This window comes from Streptomyces sp. NPDC037389 (assembly GCF_040636475.1).
Lineage (GTDB): Bacteria > Actinomycetota > Actinomycetes > Streptomycetales > Streptomycetaceae > Streptomyces > Streptomyces hesseae.
Genome location: NZ_JBEZUS010000001.1, coordinates 15,755 through 30,974, shown reverse-complemented (window position 1 = coordinate 30,974; position 15,220 = coordinate 15,755). Strand labels below are relative to the sequence as shown.

The window sequence follows — 15,220 nt, the reverse complement described above, 5'->3', positions numbered from 1 at the left end:
CTACCCGGGGGGCCAGTCGAAGCCGCGGCCGCCGAGGACGTGGGCGTGCGCGTGGAAGACGGTCTGTCCGGCACCGGCACCGGTGTTGAAGACGATCCGGAAGCCCTTCTCCCCGTTCTCCTGCAAGGCGACCTCGCCGGCCTCGCGGAGCACGTCGGCGGCGATCTGCGGCTCGGCGGCGGCGAGGGAGGCGGCGTCGGGGTAGTGCACCTTGGGGATCACCAGGCAGTGCACGGGCGCCTGGGGGTTGATGTCACGGAAGGCGATGGTCGTCTCCGTCTCCTTGACGACCGTCGCGGGCACATCTCCCTTGACGATCTTGCAGAACAGGCAGTCCGCCTGCGGTTCTCCCGCCACCGGTGGGCTCCTCCCGGGTCGTCGGCTCGTACCGTCCGGATGTTACCGGTCCGTCCGCACGGCCGCCGTGACCCTCCTCGCCCACTGGCCCGGTGAGCTGCCGGTGAGCTATTTGCCCGGTGCGGGGGGCCTGTCGGTGCAGCTCGCCGAGGGGCCCGGATCCCCCGTGGGCCTCGGCGCGGGCGGCGGCTTGTACTGGCCCGGCCCCTGGGTGGTCGGCGGCCCGCCGCCGGTGTCGCCCGTCGCCGTCCGGTCGCAGTCGCCGAGCACACTCACCTGGAAGACGGTCCGCCCGTCGACATTGGCCGTCAGCAGGCCGCGTACACACGCCTGGCCGGTGATGCCCGTGACCCTGCCGAAGACGATGATCTTCCGGCCGGTGTCCGTACGGCCCTCGCAGTCGACGCCGACGGCGGTCACCGGCAGCGCGCTGCCCGTGCCGGGGTCCTTGCCGCCGTTCTCGGCCTTGCCCCGGCAGCTCAGCCAGGCGGCGTGGACGCCCTCGCGATCGAGGGCCCGGGAGGCCTGCCGCTGTGTGGTGACGGCGACGGTCGTCGCGTCCAGCCCGGCGACCGGATCGCAGCCGGACAGCGCCACGACGGCGGCGCCGGTGAGGACGACGGCAACCGGTCCGTACCGAACCCGGGAGAGGCGAATGGAACGTATGCGCCTTGACGCACCCATAGCGGGGAGTGTCCCACCGGCCCGGGCCCCGGGGGAAGGAGGCCTCGGGCCGCTGATCCGTTGGCCGAATACAGGCCAACTTCTCATGCTCTTGCGTGAGTTCGTAAGGAAACACAGGATTTATCGTTTCCGCACCCGAGTTTCACCTTCCCCCCTTACTCTCTCTGCCCTGAAGCACACACACGCGTGCTGGGGGGCCGCGTCCGGGGGTAGGGGGACACTTTTGCTGACGTCCATGGTGGTCTGCGCGGTATCGCTCGCGCTCTTCTGGATGGCCGCCTTCACACTCTGGTGGCAGATGCACGCCTGGCGCACGCCCGAGACGCTCGCGGGCACCCGCTTCCAGCCCGCCGGGGGCGAGGGCGCGCTCTCCTTCTCGCTCCTGGTGCCCGCCCGGCACGAACAGGCGGTCCTGGAGCACACCGTCACCCGGCTGCTCACCTCCACGCACGGCCGCTTCGAGGTGCTGGTGATCGTCGGGCACGACGACCCGGAGACCACCGAGGTCGCCGAGAAGGTCGCGGCCACCGCCCCGGACCGGGTACGGGTGATCGTCGACACCCACGAGAAGAAGAACAAGCCCAAGGCCCTCAACACCGCGCTCCCCCACTGCCGGGGCGAGGTCGTAGGCGTCTTCGACGCCGAGGACCAGGTCCACCCCGAGCTGCTCACCCATGTCGACCACGCCTTCCGGGCGACGGGCGCGGACGTGGTGCAGGGCGGGGTACAGCTGATCAACTTCCACTCCAGCTGGTACAGCCTGCGCAACTGCCTGGAGTATTTCTTCTGGTTCCGCAGCCGCCTCCACCTCCACGCGGAGAAAGGTTTCATCCCACTGGGCGGCAACACCGTCTTCGTCCGTACCGACGTCCTGCGCGAGGCCGGGGGCTGGGACCCCCGGTGCCTGGCCGAGGACTGCGACCTGGGCGTACGGCTCTCCAGCGCCGGCAAGCGCGTGGTCGTCGCCTACGACTCCGAGATGGTCACCCGCGAGGAGACCCCCGGCACCCTGATGAGCCTGCTCAAACAGCGCACCCGCTGGAACCAGGGCTTCCTTCAGGTCTACCGGAAGAAGGACTGGCGGCAACTGCCCACCCTCGCCCAGCGGATGCTCGCCCGCTACACCCTGATGACGCCCTTCTTCCAGGCGTTCAACGGCCTCGTCATCCCGCTGAACATAGCGATCGCCCTGCTGCTGGACGTCCCTTCCGGCGTCGCCGTGGTCACCTTCCTGCCCGCCGTGGCCATGCTGGTCACCTTTGTCTTCGAGGTCGTCGGCCTCCACGACTTCGGCACGCAGTACGGCCTGCGCGTGCGCTTCGTCCACTACCTCAAGCTCATCCTCGGCGGCCCCTTCTACCAGATGCTCCTCGCGGGTGCGGCCGTCCGCGCCGTCTGGCGGGAGCAGCGGGGTCAGAGCGACTGGGAGCTCACCCGGCACGTCGGCGCGCACCTCACCCGAGAGGACGTCATGTCGTGACCACGACCCTCCCGACCGCCGCCGCGAGCCCGGTGGTCCTCGACACCACCCCGGGCGTCACCCGGCTGCGCGCCTCACGCCCCGACCTGCTGCTGTGCGGGGCGGTACTGGCCGCGATCCTCCTCGTCCAGGGCTGGAACACCGCCGGCTTCCCCGCCCTCAGCGACGACGAGGGCACCTACCTCGCCCAGGCGTGGGCAGTACAGGAGGGCAAGGGCCTGGCCCACTACACGTACTGGTACGACCACCCGCCGCTGGGCTGGCTCCAACTGGCCCTCGTCACCTGGCTCCCCGCCGCCCTCTTCCCCGACGTCATGTCCGTCGCCCCGATGCGGATCGCGATGCTGCTGGTGACGGCCATCAGCGCGGTGCTGCTCTACGTCCTGGCGCGGCGGCTGGGGCTGAGACGGTGGGCGGCGGCCCTGGCGATGGCCCTGTTCGGGCTGTCGCCGCTGGCGGTGGTGCTCCAGCGGGAGATCTTCCTCGACAACATCGCCGTGCTGTGGATCCTGCTGGCCTTCTGCCTGGCCGCCTCGCCCCGCCGCCACCTGTGGCACCACTTCGGGGCCGGGCTGGCGGCGGCGGTGGCCGTGCTGACCAAGGAGACGATGCTGGTCGTCCTGCCCGCGCTGCTGGTGACCATGTGGCGGCACACCCACCGCGACACCCGGAAGTTCGCGGTGACGGGCGCGATCACCGCCTGTGTCCTCACGGGCCTCGCCTATCCGCTGTTCGCGCTGCTCAACCACGAGCTGTTCCCGGGCGACGGCCACGTCTCGCTGATCGGCGGCATCAAGTACCAGATGGGCCGAGCGGGTTCGGGCTTCATCCTGGACGGGGGTTCGGGCGCCCACGCGGTGCTGCGGTCCTGGCTCTACTACGACCGGGTCCTGCCCCTCGCGGGCCTGGCGGCGGCGGTGCTGCTGCTGGCCGCGGCCCGCTGGTCCCACACGGGCCGCGCCCTGGCCGGCCCGGCGACGGCGGTGGTGATCCTGGCGCTGGTGGCGCTACGACCGTCGGGCTACCTGCCGGCGATGTACGTGATCCAGATGCTGCCGTTCCTGGCACTGGCGGTGGCGGGAGCGGTTTCAATCCGGCCCCTGGGGGCACCTCCCAGCGGTAGCTGGGGAAGTTTGAGGAGCGGGGGTCCGGGGGCGGAGCCCCTGGAAGAAACGGGAAGGGGCGGGGCGGGGAAGAAAACCCTCACGGCCCGCACCGCCCTCCGCTGGGCAGCCGTCACAGCCCTCGCGGCAACCGCGACGGCCGCCATCGCTCCCCACTGGTACGACGCCACCCGCACCGCCCTCACCACCGACGCCAACGCCCCCTACCGCGCCGCGGCGCACTGGCTGCGCGACAAGGGCAACGTCCCCGACCCGTCCCGCACCCGCGTCCTCGCCGACGACGCGATCTGGCTCGACCTCGTGCACGCGGGATACCGCCCCGGGACCGGGGCCGTCTGGTTCTACAAGGCCGACCTCGACCCGGCGATCGCCAAGACGATGCCGCGCGGCTGGCGCGACGTGGACTACGTCGTCGCCTCCCCGGCCGTACGCCGCGACGCGCCCACGCTGCCGCTGGTGAAGGCGGCGCTGACGAACTCGGAGACCGTCGCCTCCTTCGGCGAGGGCGACGGCCGGATCGAGATCCGCAGGGTGACGCGGGCGGGAGCGCGGTGACAGGAGACACGCGAGAGGCGTTACCCAGGCCCCGACCACACCCGTCGCGCACCACACGCACCCCCGCGTCCCCCCTCTCCCGCATCCTCCTCTTCGGCCTCATCGGCCTCACCGGCTTCGCACCGAACCTCCTCGGCCTGAAGCTGCTGACCGCCGCCGGACTCCACTACGTCCCGGCGGAGATCGTCGCCAACCAGTTCGGCATCGTCTGGAACTTCCTGCTGACGGAAGCGCTGCTCTACCGCGACCGCCGCGCGCACCGCCACTGGGCGGACCGGCTGGCCCGCGTCGCCGTGCTCGCCAACGCGGACCTGCTCCTGCGCATCCCCCTGATCGCGACGCTGGTGGACGGGGCGGGCCTCGGGGTCCTGCCCGCGACCGCCGTCGCCCTGCTGACCACCTTCGTCCTGCGCTACGCGGCCACCGAGGCGCTCGTCTATCTGCCACGCACCGGCCTGTCACGCCCCGGTCGCACGAGCCGCAGCGGAAAACACCGTCGTGAAAGCCGTCCGAGAAGGGACACGTGATGGCATGACACCACTGAGATCCACGGTGAGATCCCCGGGCAGACGCACCCGGCGTAGCCGACGCCCCCGGGGCAGACGATCCCGGGCCGCCGCCGCCCTGCTCCTCGCCTCCGGCGCCTCCTTCGGCCTGCTGCTGGCCGCGCCCGGCCCGGCCAGGGCGGGGTCGAACCTCGTCGTCAACCCCGGCCTCGAGTCCTTACGGGCCTCGGACGCCATGCCCACCTGCTGGGAGAAGTCGGGCTGGGGCGACAACGACTTCACCGTCACCACCACCGACCAGTCCCACAGCGGCGGCAAGGCCCTGTCCCTCTCCGTCACCCGCCGGGTCAGCGGTGACCGCAAGGTGCTGATGGCCGAGGACAGCTCGTGCGCGCCCGGTGTGACGCCGTCCCACCAGTACGACCTGTCGCTCTGGTACAAGAGCACCACCCCGGACGCCTCCGTCACCGTCTTCCGCCATGACGTGAAGGCGGGCTGGCAGTACTGGACCGACCTCAAGACGCTGCCGGTCAGCGCGGGCTACACGCGCGCCACCGTCCGTACGCCCGTCGTGCCGCCCGGCACCGACCAGATCACCTGGGGCGTCTCGGTATACGGCACGGGCACCGTCACCACCGACGACTACGACATGGAGGACGCCACCCAGCCCGCCGCCGGGGCCGTCTGCACCGCCGGGGACGCGTGCGCCAAGGGCAGCTGGGCCGTGATGCCCTTCAAGAACCCGGTCCGCAGCATGCACTCGGTCGTCCTCCACAACGGCAAGGTGCTGCTCGTCGCCGGCTCCGGCAACGACCCGGCGATGTTCAAGGCGGGCACCTTCACCTCCGCCGTCTACGACCCGAAGACCGGGGCGATGAAGACGATCCCGACGCCGGTCGACATGTTCTGCGCCGGGCACGTCCAGCTGTCCGACGGCCGGGTGCTCATCATGAGCGGCAACAAGGCCTATCCGGCGGCCGACGGCAGCCACGGCTACGAGGGCTTCAAGGACAGCTACGTCTTCGACCCGTCGTCCGAGTCGTACGTGAAGACGAACGACATGAACGAGGGTCACTGGTACCCCTCCGCGACCCTCCTCGGCAACGGCGACGTCATCAGCTTCGGCGGCCTGAAGGAGGACTCCACCGGCAGTGTGACCGCCGAGAAGTTCTCCCAGGCGCAGCAGAAATGGCTGCCGCGCACGGAGGTCAATCAGACCTGGTCGTACTGGGGTCTGTACCCGTCGATGATCCTGATGCAGGACGGGCGGCTCTTCTACTCCGGCAGCCATGTCTTCGGCAACGGCACCCCGGGCACCGGCGCCTCGGTATACGACTACAGCGCCAACAAGATCACGGACGTGCCGGGCCTCCAGGACAAGGACAACCGCGACCAGTCGATGAGCGTGCTGCTGCCGCCCGCGCAGGACCAGCGCGTCCTGACCATGGGCGGCGGCCAAGTCAACACCAACCCCGAGGCCAGCCGTCTCACGGACCTCATCGACCTCAAGGACCCCAACCCCCGCTACACCCCCGGTCCCTTGCTCCCCCAGGGCACGGTCGACCAGGGCCAGGGCCCCAAACCCGAGACGGGCGCGCAGGGCAAGATGTACGTCTCGGCCGTGCTGATGCCCGACGGCAAGGTGCTGGAGACGGGCGGCGGGCTCCACGACCGGGCGGACCCGGTGTACGAGGCGTCGATGTTCAACCCGGCGACGAACAGCTTCCAGGCGGGCCTGGCCACGGACCCGATCCCGCGCACGTACCACTCCTCCGCGTTCCTGCTGCCGGACGGCCGGGTGATGGCGGTCGGCGACAACCCGGGCAACGGGACCTTCGACGACCACGTGTCGATCTACACCCCGCCGTACCTCTACAAGGGCGCGCGGCCGCAGATCACCTCCGTGGCGAACAACCGCTGGCAGTACGCGAGCACGCAGCGGATGACGGTCGACCGTCCGGTCGTGAAGGCGGAGCTGATCCGTCCGGCGGCGGTCACTCATTCCTCCGACCCGAATCAGCGTTTCGTCGATCTGCCGATGACGGTGGGCGCCGACGGAACGACGATCGACCTCAATGTCACCAGCAACCCGAACCTGGCGCCGCCCGGCTGGTACATGCTCTTCACCGTGGACGCGGACGGCGTCCCGTCGGTGGCCTCCTGGGTCCACCTAGGCGGCCCGGACGCGCTGGAGGCACCCAAGGGCCACGGCCCCGAGGGCAAAGCGGCGCCGATGGTGCACGACTTCGCGGGGAAGATGACGGAGAAGGCGAAGGGCCCGGAGCCGGCCCGTACGTCCCACCCGGTGCCGGTCACGATCTCGGGCTGCGACCGCCACTACGGCGCGGAGAACGTGTGCGTGCCGACGGTCTTCCCGAAGACAGTCCCGCCGACGACGGCGGGCCGCTGCGCGTGGCTGAAGGCGCACGACTACGGCCCCCTGAAGCTCAACGGCCGTGACGACCCGCTGAAGCTGGACCCGGACCGCAACGGGCGCGCCTGCGACTGAGCAGCCGTACGCGCGGACCGTGCCCCCGCACCGGCGGCTGGTCCGGGTGCGGGGGCACGGCCGTGGGACTCCTCGTGCGTCAGCCCCCCGACGGAGGAATGGGCAGGCGCAGCAGCAGGCCGGGGCAGTGACAGAGGCGGCCGCACTGGGGGCAGGACTGGTCGCCGGTCGTCGTGGCCTGAAGCCAGTAGTCGTGGAGGACGGTGACCGGCTGCCAGCCGAGCGCCTTGAGAAGGCCTTCGCTGCGGCCCTGTCCGTTGTGCAGCCAGGAAATCGTGTACGCCTCGTCGCATCGTTCCCGCAACCATTCGGTGCGGTGTGCGGCGAGGGCGCTGCCGAGGCCACGTCCGCGCATCGGCGCGGACACGGCCGAGGTGCTCAGCCGGCCGATCCGGCGGCCGCTGGACGAGGGCGGGGCGGCGGGGAGGGTGCCGGGCGGCATGGGGGCGATGAAGTCGCGGTAACCGTCGTCGTCCAGCACACGGGCGGTCGCCGCGCCCACCGGGACGGGCGGCTCACCCGCGTATGCGGTCAGGAAGAGCAGGTCCCCGTCGCGGAGGTCTTCAAGGACTTGTTCGACGGTGAACGTGCCACGCCCCAGGACGGCGTCGGTCAGGCGGCCGGCGTCCGCCACGGCTCTCCGGTCGTGCGGCCCGAGTTCGGTGATGGCCCAAGTGGTCATACGGGCACTGTCTCGCGAGTGCCCGGCGATGATCGCCGTCAGGGCCCGTCCGGCGGGTCGCCGGCCACGATCGGTCGAGCCCGACCGGGGCCTTTCGTGGAAGGGCCGGCGACCGCCGTCACCCATTCGGCCCACAGCGATCGCCGACGCACATCAGTTCGGGTTCGATGGCAGCGAGCCCACGGCTCGCAACCGGGGCTTCCAGACATCCTCGATCACGTGAAGGAGACGGAGCCATGTCCACAGGCAAGGTTGAGGAGTGGAACCCGGGGCCGGACAGAGGGTTCATCCGGGACGACGGGGGCGACGCGCTGGACTTTTCCTCGCATGACATCGTGAACCTCCGCGACAAAATGAATTTGCAAGAAGGGGACAAGGTCAAATACGCGATCGAGGACGGCACACACGCGACCGCGATTGAGAAGACCTGAACCCCCAGAGCACCCGCCCGGGCAGGCACCACCCGCCGGTGAGCGGGAATGTGGCTGCCCGGGCCTCCGCACCACCGTCAACGGGCGCGATGGCAAAATGACGGCATGGTGACGAATCAGCCGGCGGATCAGCCATGGACAGGGATTCACGGTGACCTGCTGGCGGCGAAGGCGCGGGTGTACGACCCGAGCGGTTTCGTCTGCTCGCCGCCGGTCCCCGAACCGGAGAGCGCCGAGTACGCGGCGTGCGCGTTCACGCTGGACGGCCGCTCGGTCCGGTTCCGCGTGGCCAAGACCACCCCGACGAAGGTGGGGCAGTTCGTCACCGTGTGGCAGCGGTCCGAGGAGGGGCCGATCCGGCCGTTCGACGCCAATGACGGGGTGGACCTCTTCGTCATCAGCAGCCGCGACGACGACGGCTTCGGACAGTTCGTCTTCCCACGTGAGGTGTTGTGCGAGCGCGGCATCGTCTCCCGCGGCGGCTCCGGCGGGAAGCGCGGATTCCGCGTCTATCCGCCGTGGGTGACGACGACCAGCCGGCAGGCCGGCAGCACACAGGCATGGCAGGTGAAATGCTTCTTCGACCTGGGCCAGAACGGGCCCGGTCCCGCCGACCTGACGCGCGCCCGCGCCCTCTACCGCCCATAGGCGCGCAGCGCCCCGAAGGGGCGCGGGGAACTGCGCGACCAGCCACGACGCACCCGCAGACGGCCTACCGGACTTCCAGCGGAGCGCTCAGTAGTGCGGGATGACGAAATTGAATCCCGCCGCGTTGTGCCCGCCGCCGGCCGGGCAGCGGCCCTTTTCCTGATAGCCCCAGAAGAACAGCGCGAAGCAGTTGGTGCAGAAACGCCAGTAGGCCTGGGCGTTCGGCGTCTCGACGATGTCGTGCGGCAGGACGAAGTTGTACCCGGCCGCGCTGTGCGACCCGCCGACCGGGCACCAGCCGCCGCTCGGATAGCCGAAGAAGAACATGCTGTAGCAGCGGGTGCAGAAGCGCCAGTTGGCCTGGGCGTTGGCGTTCTCGGGAATGTCGTGGGGGATGTCGAAGTCGTAGCCCGCCATGCCGTGCTGGTCACCGGCGGCGCAACGGCCGTTGTCGGGGTAGCCGTAGTAGAACATGACGAAACACTTCGGGCAGAAGCGCCAGTTGCGCTGTCCAACTGCTCCCTTGGCACCCTTGACGCCCGCGTCGGCCGCGTGGGCCTCGGCCGACACGGTCACCGTGGTGGCCGCCGTGACCGCGACCAGCCCGGTGGTCGCGCCGAGCGCTCTCGTCAGGAAGATCCTCCGGTCCCGCCGAAATCCCATGCCCGGCCCCCTCGATGTCATAAGGCGCGCCTGACACTAGAGCCGCTCGCCTGCCGGGGATAGGCAAGAATTCGGACCCTCCACCCGCGACCGTTTGGAGGCACGATGAAACATCTGGGAATCCTGGGACACAGCGCGGAGGGCGCGACGCTGTGCTTCCGTACGTTCTGCCGGAAGGGCTTCGCGGAGCTCGGACCCCACGAGCACCCGGACGTCACCCTCGACCTCATCGCCATGGCCCGCTCCATGCCCGCCTGGGACTCGGGCGACCACGACTCGGTCCGCGCCCTCCTCTCCGTCAGCGCCGACCGTCTCGCCCGCGCGGGAGCGGAGTTCTTCGTCTGCCCGGACAACACGGCCCATATGGCCCTCGAACGCCCCGGCCCCGACTTCGCCCTCCCGGGCCTCCACATCGCCGAGGTCGTGGCGGACCGCGCCGCGCGCGACGGCCGGAAGCGAGTGGGCGTGCTGGGCACGCGCTACACGATGGACGGCCCGCTCTACGTCGAGGCGTTCGCCCGGCGCGGCATCGAGGCGGAGGTCCCGGACCCGGCCGACCGGCGTCTGATCAACGACGTCATCTTCGACGAGCTCGTCAACGGCGTCCTCGACGAGCGCTCGCGCCGCGAGTACGTACGGATCATCGAGGCGCTGGGCGCCCGTGGCTGTGACGCGGTGGCCCTCGTCTGCACGGAGATCCCCCTCCTGATCACCCCGGACGTCTCCCCGATTCCCACCCTCGACTCCACCCGCCTCCTCGCCCACGCGGCCTTCGAGACTGCCGCGGGCCGGGCACCTCTGCCGACGTGGCGGGGTGGGCCCCTCACCGGCGATTAGCCCCTGACCTGCCCCTTGATGTAGAACACTGCAGCGATCGAACATGATCACGTCAACTTTTCTTCACCGCGGGGGAAGAACATGAAGGCAACCCGACGCCTCGTCGGCGCCCTTGCCGTCGTCGCCGCACTCGGCGGCGGCCTCACCGCCTGCGGCCCGGACTCGGACACGGCGAGCGGTACGACCGGCGGCTCCAGCGCCTCGGCCAAGCCGGCCGACGGCGCCAAGGGCGACGGTGCCGCCAAGGGCGAGCCCGGCAGTGACTGCGGCACCCCGCCTAAGCTGCCCGCCGGCCACAAGATGGTGGAAATCGCCGTCCCGCCGTCGAAGGGCTCGATGTCCGCCAAGGACGCCAAGCCGACCTGCACGCCCAACGACTGGATCTACCACGGCCAGGGCGAGGCCAAGTACTACATCTTCGCCCCGGAGACGAAGGCCGAGCTGGCCCTGGGCTCCGGCAAGACGAAGGACGTCCCCGTCGGGGAACTGTGGATGCACGCGGGCGACTGCCTCACGAACCAGAGCGCGGTGAAGCAGCCGTACAGCTGCTCCGGCAACATCTACGACATCACGACGAACTCCGAGGGCAAGGTCACCAGCATCAAGGAGATCTGGCACCCCTGATCGACGCGGGGCGGAGCAGGGCGGGGCGGGGTGTGAACCCCGCCCCGAGTGCCGCCCACTACGCGTCCGCGTTCACCTGACATCCCACTGCGGCAGCAGATGCGTGTCGCGGAAGTGGCTGCGGATGGCGATCGAGGCGTCCTGAATCTCTTCCAGCGCCCTCTTCTCGGCAACGGCCTTCCGCCGTTCGCCTTCCAGTTCCACGCAGTCCGTGCACCCTGCGGGCGAGATCCACCGCGGCGTGGATTTCTTCGGCTTCCGCTGCGGGTGCGCCAGCTCGAACCACAGCGTCTTGCCGAACCTGCGCCGGTCGTACGTACGGCTGCCCCAGTCGTCGGCCCACAGCTCGACGAAGCGGAGGCCGCGACCTGCTTCCGCGTGCGCGGCGGGTTCTGTTGTCGCGTGCTCCCGTCCGCGCCTGAAGAAGGCGGGCACGACGGGATTCGTGTCCCACACGTTGACCCTGATGCGGTCGCCTTCCCGACAGTGGAGGCGGAGGGTGCAGGGGCCGTCGGTGTGGAGGTGGGCGTTCGTGACCAGCTCACTGGTCAAGAGGGTTGCCTTCTCTGCGATTTCGGATAGGGCGTGACTGTCCAGGACTGCCTGGAGGGTTACCCGGGCGATGCCGGGTGCGCGCGCGTCGCGCGGCAGTTCGAGGAGGTAGGACCAGGGCTGAGGCGGCGATACGGTTGCCATGAAGGTCTCCTGGCGGGTTGCCGGTTAGTGGCCTGCGCCACACCGTAGCGCTGGCCGCTTAAGGCTTTAAGTCGTTGCGGCTAAATCCCCCCGAGCGGGTGACGCCTGCACACCGCGTACGAAGAGGGATGTCGTTTGCCTGTACGAAACAGTCCGACTGCACGCCAACTCCGGATCGGAGTTGAGCTACGGAGGCTGCGCGAGCGCGCAGGGATGACCTCTACGGAGGCGGGACGACTCCTCGGGACCAACCAGACCCAGATCAGCAACATCGAGGCGAGCCGCATCGGGGTGAGCGCAGACCGCCTACGTACCTTGGCGCGCAACTACTCCTGCTCCGACGAGTCGCTCATCAACGGCCTCATCAGCATGATCGGCGATCGCAAGCGGGGTTGGTGGGAGGAGCACCGCGACTCCTTGCCGGCAAACCTGATCGACCTGGCGGAGATCGAGCACTACGCGACCGGTGTACGTGTTTCCCAGGTCATCAACATCCCCGGCCTGCTACAGACACCGGAGTATGCACGGGCGATCTTCCGTGAGGCGGTCCCACCACTCCTCCCCCACGAGATCGAATACCGGATCTCTCACCGGATCAAGCGGCAGGCGATTCTCTTCCGCGACAACCCGCCGCCCTACACAGCAACCATCCACGAGGCAGCTCTACGTATGCAGTTCGGCGGACCGGCCGCCTCCAAGGCTCAGCTTGATCACGTCATCAGCATGAGCGAGCGGGACAACGTCACCGTTTTGGTCATCCCCTTCGACGGCACGTCTTTCCCCAGCGCCGGGCACGGCATCGATTATCTTCAGGGCCCGGTGCCCCAGCTGGATACGGCCCTCATCGACACCGCCCACAACGGCACTCTCATCGATGCCACGGCACAGCTCGAAAGATGCCACCTGGTGCTGGACCGGATGGAAGGCGCAGCTCTCAAGCCTGACCCGTCCCGTGACCTCATTCGCCGTATCGCACAAGGCATCTGAGAGGACCAGGATGAGCACCCTGAGCTGGCAGAAGTCCTCGTACAGCGAGTACGGATCCTCGTGCATCTACGTGTCCCCAGGCCCCACCGGGGGGATCCACCTCCGCGAGAGCGACGACCCCGACATCATCCTCTCCACAACCCCCGCAAGACTGCGCCCCCTGATATCCCGCATAAAGGCCGACGGGCTCAATCCCGTTCCCGATAGAGCGGATCCGTAAGATCCGCCCGCACATCCCTCGCCAGCGCGGGCCGCGACAACCCACTCACCCGGCGGAAGATTTCGTCCGCCGGAACATCGATCTGCGGCACCCCCCACCCCACAAGCTTCGCAACCGACGTCCCATAGGCAACACCCCGCACCCCGCCCCACACCAGCGCTCCCGCACACATCGGGCAGGGCTCGGCCGAGGTCACCACAACGTGCTCCGACAGCTCGAATCCGCCCGATACGGCCTCGCGCACGAGGTTGGTCTCGGCGTGGGCCGTGGGGTCGCCGCTCTCGCCCGTATTGCTGGCCCCGGCGACGACCGCCCCCGTCGCGGCGTCGACCAGGACCGCCCCGTAGGGCCACTTAGCCGCCGCCCGGGCGTACTCAACGGCGGCGGGCATGGCCCGCAGCACAGCCTCCCGCAGAGGCGGGGGCCAGTCACCGGTCCACCCGGCATCCGCATCCGCGCCGCGCGAGCGCGCCGGCACGGCGCGGGTCAGGGAGAGGGGGGCGGCCGTGGCCGCTGTCAAACACAGAACACGTCGCCGCGAAAGGAAGGTCACCGCCCCATCCTCGGCCCCGCCTCACCACGTGACAGCAGAAGTCTCCAAACGTCACTCGCTCAGAGCGAGGAAAGAGCGGTACCAGGCGAGGGGGGCTGCCTTCAGCCTCACCTGACCCACCTCCACCCGCACCCGGCCGCACCCGGCCGCGCTCGGCCCCACGACTCCTCGGTCGGGTGGTTTTGAACCGACCCCTCGCTGTCACGTCGAGCCGACCGGAAGGATCAGGGCTGCTGTTGCCGCCGGGAAGGGCATTCGACCGGCGGAACCAAGGGGAGGGAAACCTGGTGGGAACGAAATGGTCTGCCGCTCCATGGGGCGTGGGGCTGGCCCTGGTTACCGTCATGGCATGTGCGGCAGCGCCGGCGGCTGCTCACGGCCAGGCACCGCACCGGATGGCCGGGCGCGTTGCCCTCACGAACGCGGACGACGACAGGACCGTGCCCGCGCAGGCCGGTGACGACATCGAGGTCACTCTCACTGGCTACCGCGAGAACGGGCTCACCTACAGCTGGAGCGTCCCGGCGAGCGACTCCGCCATGCTCCACCGGACCGCGAGCGGCAAAACCCCGAGGGGCGATGCCACAGCGCGCTTCCACGTCGAGCAGGACGGCACCGCCACCCTCAGCGCGACACGGCACTGCCGCCCCGGCCAAGGCCACCCCTGCCCACTTCTCGTCACGCCGTGGAAGGTGCGGGTGCAGGTGAATTGACCGACTACCGGCCTACGGCCTACAGATCCAGCTGATACTCGTACGCCACGTGCGTCGGCACGTACCCCAACGCGTCGTTGACGTGCCGCATGTACGGGTTGTTGTCCGCCGTATCGGTCAGCAGGCCGCCGAGGCGGGGGTGGTGCTCGCGGGCGTGGACGATGGCGGCGGCCTTCATCCATTGGGCGAGGCCGTGGCCGCGGTGTTCGGGGAGGACGGCCGTGCCGTAGTGCTGGCCGTCGCCCGTTCCGTCGCCGGGAACGACGAGTTCGGTGAAGCCCACGATGGTTTCGTCCGACTCGTCGACGACGGCCACGGTGTGGAGGACGTCCCCGCGCCGGGCCACGGCGGCGGCCGCCGCCCGTACGCGGTCGAGGTCCCAGACCACCGTGCCGTAGTCGACGGCGCCCATGGGCATGTCGTCCATGGCCCGGCGCGATGCCACGAAGGTGTCCGCGAGGTCGTCGGGGACCGTCCCCTCCCAGGCCGTCAGCCGGTAGCCGGGGCGCGAAGCCCCGGCGACGGCGGCAAGGGCGGGCAGGTCCGCCCCGGCCAGCGGCAGCCGGGCGTACGTCAACGTCAGCGCCGTGCGGAAGCCTCGCGCGGCGAGGAACGCCGCGCCCGGTGAGTGCGCCTCGGCCTGGGCGACGACGCTGCGGCGGCCGTCCTGGCGGGCGGCGGCGACGGCCGCGTCGAGCAGCAGGGAGCCCACGCCGTGGCGGCGTTCGGCGGGGTGCGCCTGGACGTCCAGTTCGGCGAGGTGCCGCTGGCCGTCCCTGGTGAACAGGCGGAGGAAGGCGGACCCGAGGGGGAAGCCGTCGGGGCCGGAGGCCAGCCAGGCCAGGCGGCGGCCGGCGGAGGTCTCTTCGGGGTCGGTCAGCGCGGTGACGCGTATGGGCAAGGTGGCTCCGTGATACGAAGGCTGAGAGGGGGGTGTCACGCGGCCCCAGG

Annotated in this window: 17 protein-coding genes and 1 pseudogene; 11 read left to right on the top strand and 7 right to left on the bottom strand. The window is 69.9% G+C overall.

Going from position 1 to position 15,220, the window contains the following annotated elements; translation table 11 throughout:
* Nucleotides 1-357, bottom strand: coding sequence for a histidine triad nucleotide-binding protein (locus tag AB0E98_RS00160; protein ID WP_361696893.1), 357 nt, complete (start codon nt 355-357; stop codon nt 1-3).
* Nucleotides 358-465: 108 nt separating this feature from the next.
* On the bottom strand, nt 466-1,041 hold the full coding sequence (locus AB0E98_RS00155; protein WP_361696891.1) for a hypothetical protein: 576 nt from the start codon (nt 1,039-1,041) through the stop codon (nt 466-468).
* Nucleotides 1,042-1,264: 223 nt separating this feature from the next.
* Between AB0E98_RS00155 and AB0E98_RS00150 the strand changes: the two genes are divergently transcribed.
* From AB0E98_RS00150 to AB0E98_RS00135, 4 genes and pseudogenes are all read left to right on the top strand, one after another.
* Nucleotides 1,265-2,521: a glycosyltransferase gene (locus AB0E98_RS00150; RefSeq protein ID WP_361696889.1), complete on the top strand. Its 1,257-nt coding sequence runs from the start codon at nt 1,265-1,267 to the stop codon at nt 2,519-2,521.
* Between the two features lie 32 nt (nt 2,522-2,553).
* Nucleotides 2,554-4,200, top strand: coding sequence for a glycosyltransferase family 39 protein (locus AB0E98_RS00145; protein ID WP_361698090.1), 1,647 nt, complete (start codon nt 2,554-2,556; stop codon nt 4,198-4,200).
* A 65-nt stretch (nt 4,201-4,265) separates the two neighbouring features.
* Nucleotides 4,266-4,727: pseudogene (locus AB0E98_RS00140) on the top strand (GtrA family protein); the annotation flags it as partial.
* Between the two features lie 4 nt (nt 4,728-4,731).
* Nucleotides 4,732-7,215 (top strand): galactose oxidase early set domain-containing protein, encoded by a 2,484-nt coding sequence (locus AB0E98_RS00135; RefSeq protein WP_361696887.1) that lies wholly within the window; start codon nt 4,732-4,734, stop codon nt 7,213-7,215.
* 79 nt (nt 7,216-7,294) lie between these two features.
* Here the strand turns inward: AB0E98_RS00135 and AB0E98_RS00130 are convergent, their stop codons facing one another.
* A complete protein-coding gene (locus tag AB0E98_RS00130; protein ID WP_361696885.1) occupies nt 7,295-7,897 on the bottom strand; it encodes a GNAT family N-acetyltransferase in 603 nt (200 codons plus the stop codon).
* A gap of 236 nt (nt 7,898-8,133) precedes the next feature.
* Between AB0E98_RS00130 and AB0E98_RS00125 the strand changes: the two genes are divergently transcribed.
* Both AB0E98_RS00125 and AB0E98_RS00120 read left to right on the top strand, forming a co-directional pair.
* A complete protein-coding gene (locus AB0E98_RS00125) occupies nt 8,134-8,328 on the top strand; it encodes a hypothetical protein (RefSeq protein WP_361696883.1) in 195 nt (64 codons plus the stop codon).
* 105 nt (nt 8,329-8,433) lie between these two features.
* Nucleotides 8,434-8,976: a MepB family protein gene (locus AB0E98_RS00120; RefSeq protein ID WP_361696881.1), complete on the top strand. Its 543-nt coding sequence runs from the start codon at nt 8,434-8,436 to the stop codon at nt 8,974-8,976.
* Between the two features lie 87 nt (nt 8,977-9,063).
* On the opposite strand, the gene AB0E98_RS00115 is transcribed toward AB0E98_RS00120, so the two are convergent.
* Nucleotides 9,064-9,639, bottom strand: coding sequence for a hypothetical protein (locus AB0E98_RS00115; RefSeq protein WP_361696879.1), 576 nt, complete (start codon nt 9,637-9,639; stop codon nt 9,064-9,066).
* Between the two features lie 105 nt (nt 9,640-9,744).
* Here AB0E98_RS00115 and AB0E98_RS00110 point away from each other — a divergent pair, with 105 nt between their 5' ends.
* On the top strand, nt 9,745-10,476 hold the full coding sequence (locus AB0E98_RS00110; protein ID WP_361696877.1) for an amino acid racemase: 732 nt from the start codon (nt 9,745-9,747) through the stop codon (nt 10,474-10,476).
* An 81-nt stretch (nt 10,477-10,557) separates the two neighbouring features.
* Nucleotides 10,558-11,100: a hypothetical protein gene (locus AB0E98_RS00105; protein ID WP_361696875.1), complete on the top strand. Its 543-nt coding sequence runs from the start codon at nt 10,558-10,560 to the stop codon at nt 11,098-11,100.
* Nucleotides 11,101-11,172: 72 nt separating this feature from the next.
* On the opposite strand, the gene AB0E98_RS00100 is transcribed toward AB0E98_RS00105, so the two are convergent.
* Nucleotides 11,173-11,796: an ATP-binding protein gene (locus AB0E98_RS00100; protein ID WP_361696873.1), complete on the bottom strand. Its 624-nt coding sequence runs from the start codon at nt 11,794-11,796 to the stop codon at nt 11,173-11,175.
* Nucleotides 11,797-11,931: 135 nt separating this feature from the next.
* On the opposite strand from AB0E98_RS00100, the gene AB0E98_RS00095 reads away from it, so the two are divergent.
* Together AB0E98_RS00095 and AB0E98_RS00090 are read left to right on the top strand one after the other, a co-directional pair.
* Nucleotides 11,932-12,783 carry a helix-turn-helix transcriptional regulator gene (locus tag AB0E98_RS00095; RefSeq protein ID WP_361696871.1) on the top strand — a complete coding sequence of 284 codons (852 nt, stop codon included), beginning with the start codon at nt 11,932-11,934 and terminating at the stop codon, nt 12,781-12,783.
* A complete protein-coding gene (locus AB0E98_RS00090; protein WP_361696869.1) occupies nt 12,671-13,003 on the top strand; it encodes a DUF397 domain-containing protein in 333 nt (110 codons plus the stop codon). Before AB0E98_RS00095 ends, AB0E98_RS00090 begins: the two co-directional genes overlap by 113 nt.
* On the opposite strand, the gene AB0E98_RS00085 is transcribed toward AB0E98_RS00090, so the two are convergent.
* Entirely contained in the window at nt 12,972-13,394 is a 423-nt protein-coding gene (locus AB0E98_RS00085) for a nucleoside deaminase (RefSeq protein ID WP_361696867.1), read from the bottom strand. The genes AB0E98_RS00090 and AB0E98_RS00085 overlap by 32 nt on opposite strands.
* Before the next feature lie 557 nt (nt 13,395-13,951).
* On the opposite strand from AB0E98_RS00085, the gene AB0E98_RS00080 reads away from it, so the two are divergent.
* Nucleotides 13,952-14,269 (top strand): hypothetical protein, encoded by a 318-nt coding sequence (locus AB0E98_RS00080; RefSeq protein WP_361696865.1) that lies wholly within the window; start codon nt 13,952-13,954, stop codon nt 14,267-14,269.
* Between the two features lie 19 nt (nt 14,270-14,288).
* Here the strand turns inward: AB0E98_RS00080 and AB0E98_RS00075 are convergent, their stop codons facing one another.
* Nucleotides 14,289-15,170, bottom strand: coding sequence for a GNAT family N-acetyltransferase (locus AB0E98_RS00075; RefSeq protein ID WP_361696863.1), 882 nt, complete (start codon nt 15,168-15,170; stop codon nt 14,289-14,291).
* Between the last annotated feature and the right edge of the window lie 50 nt (nt 15,171-15,220).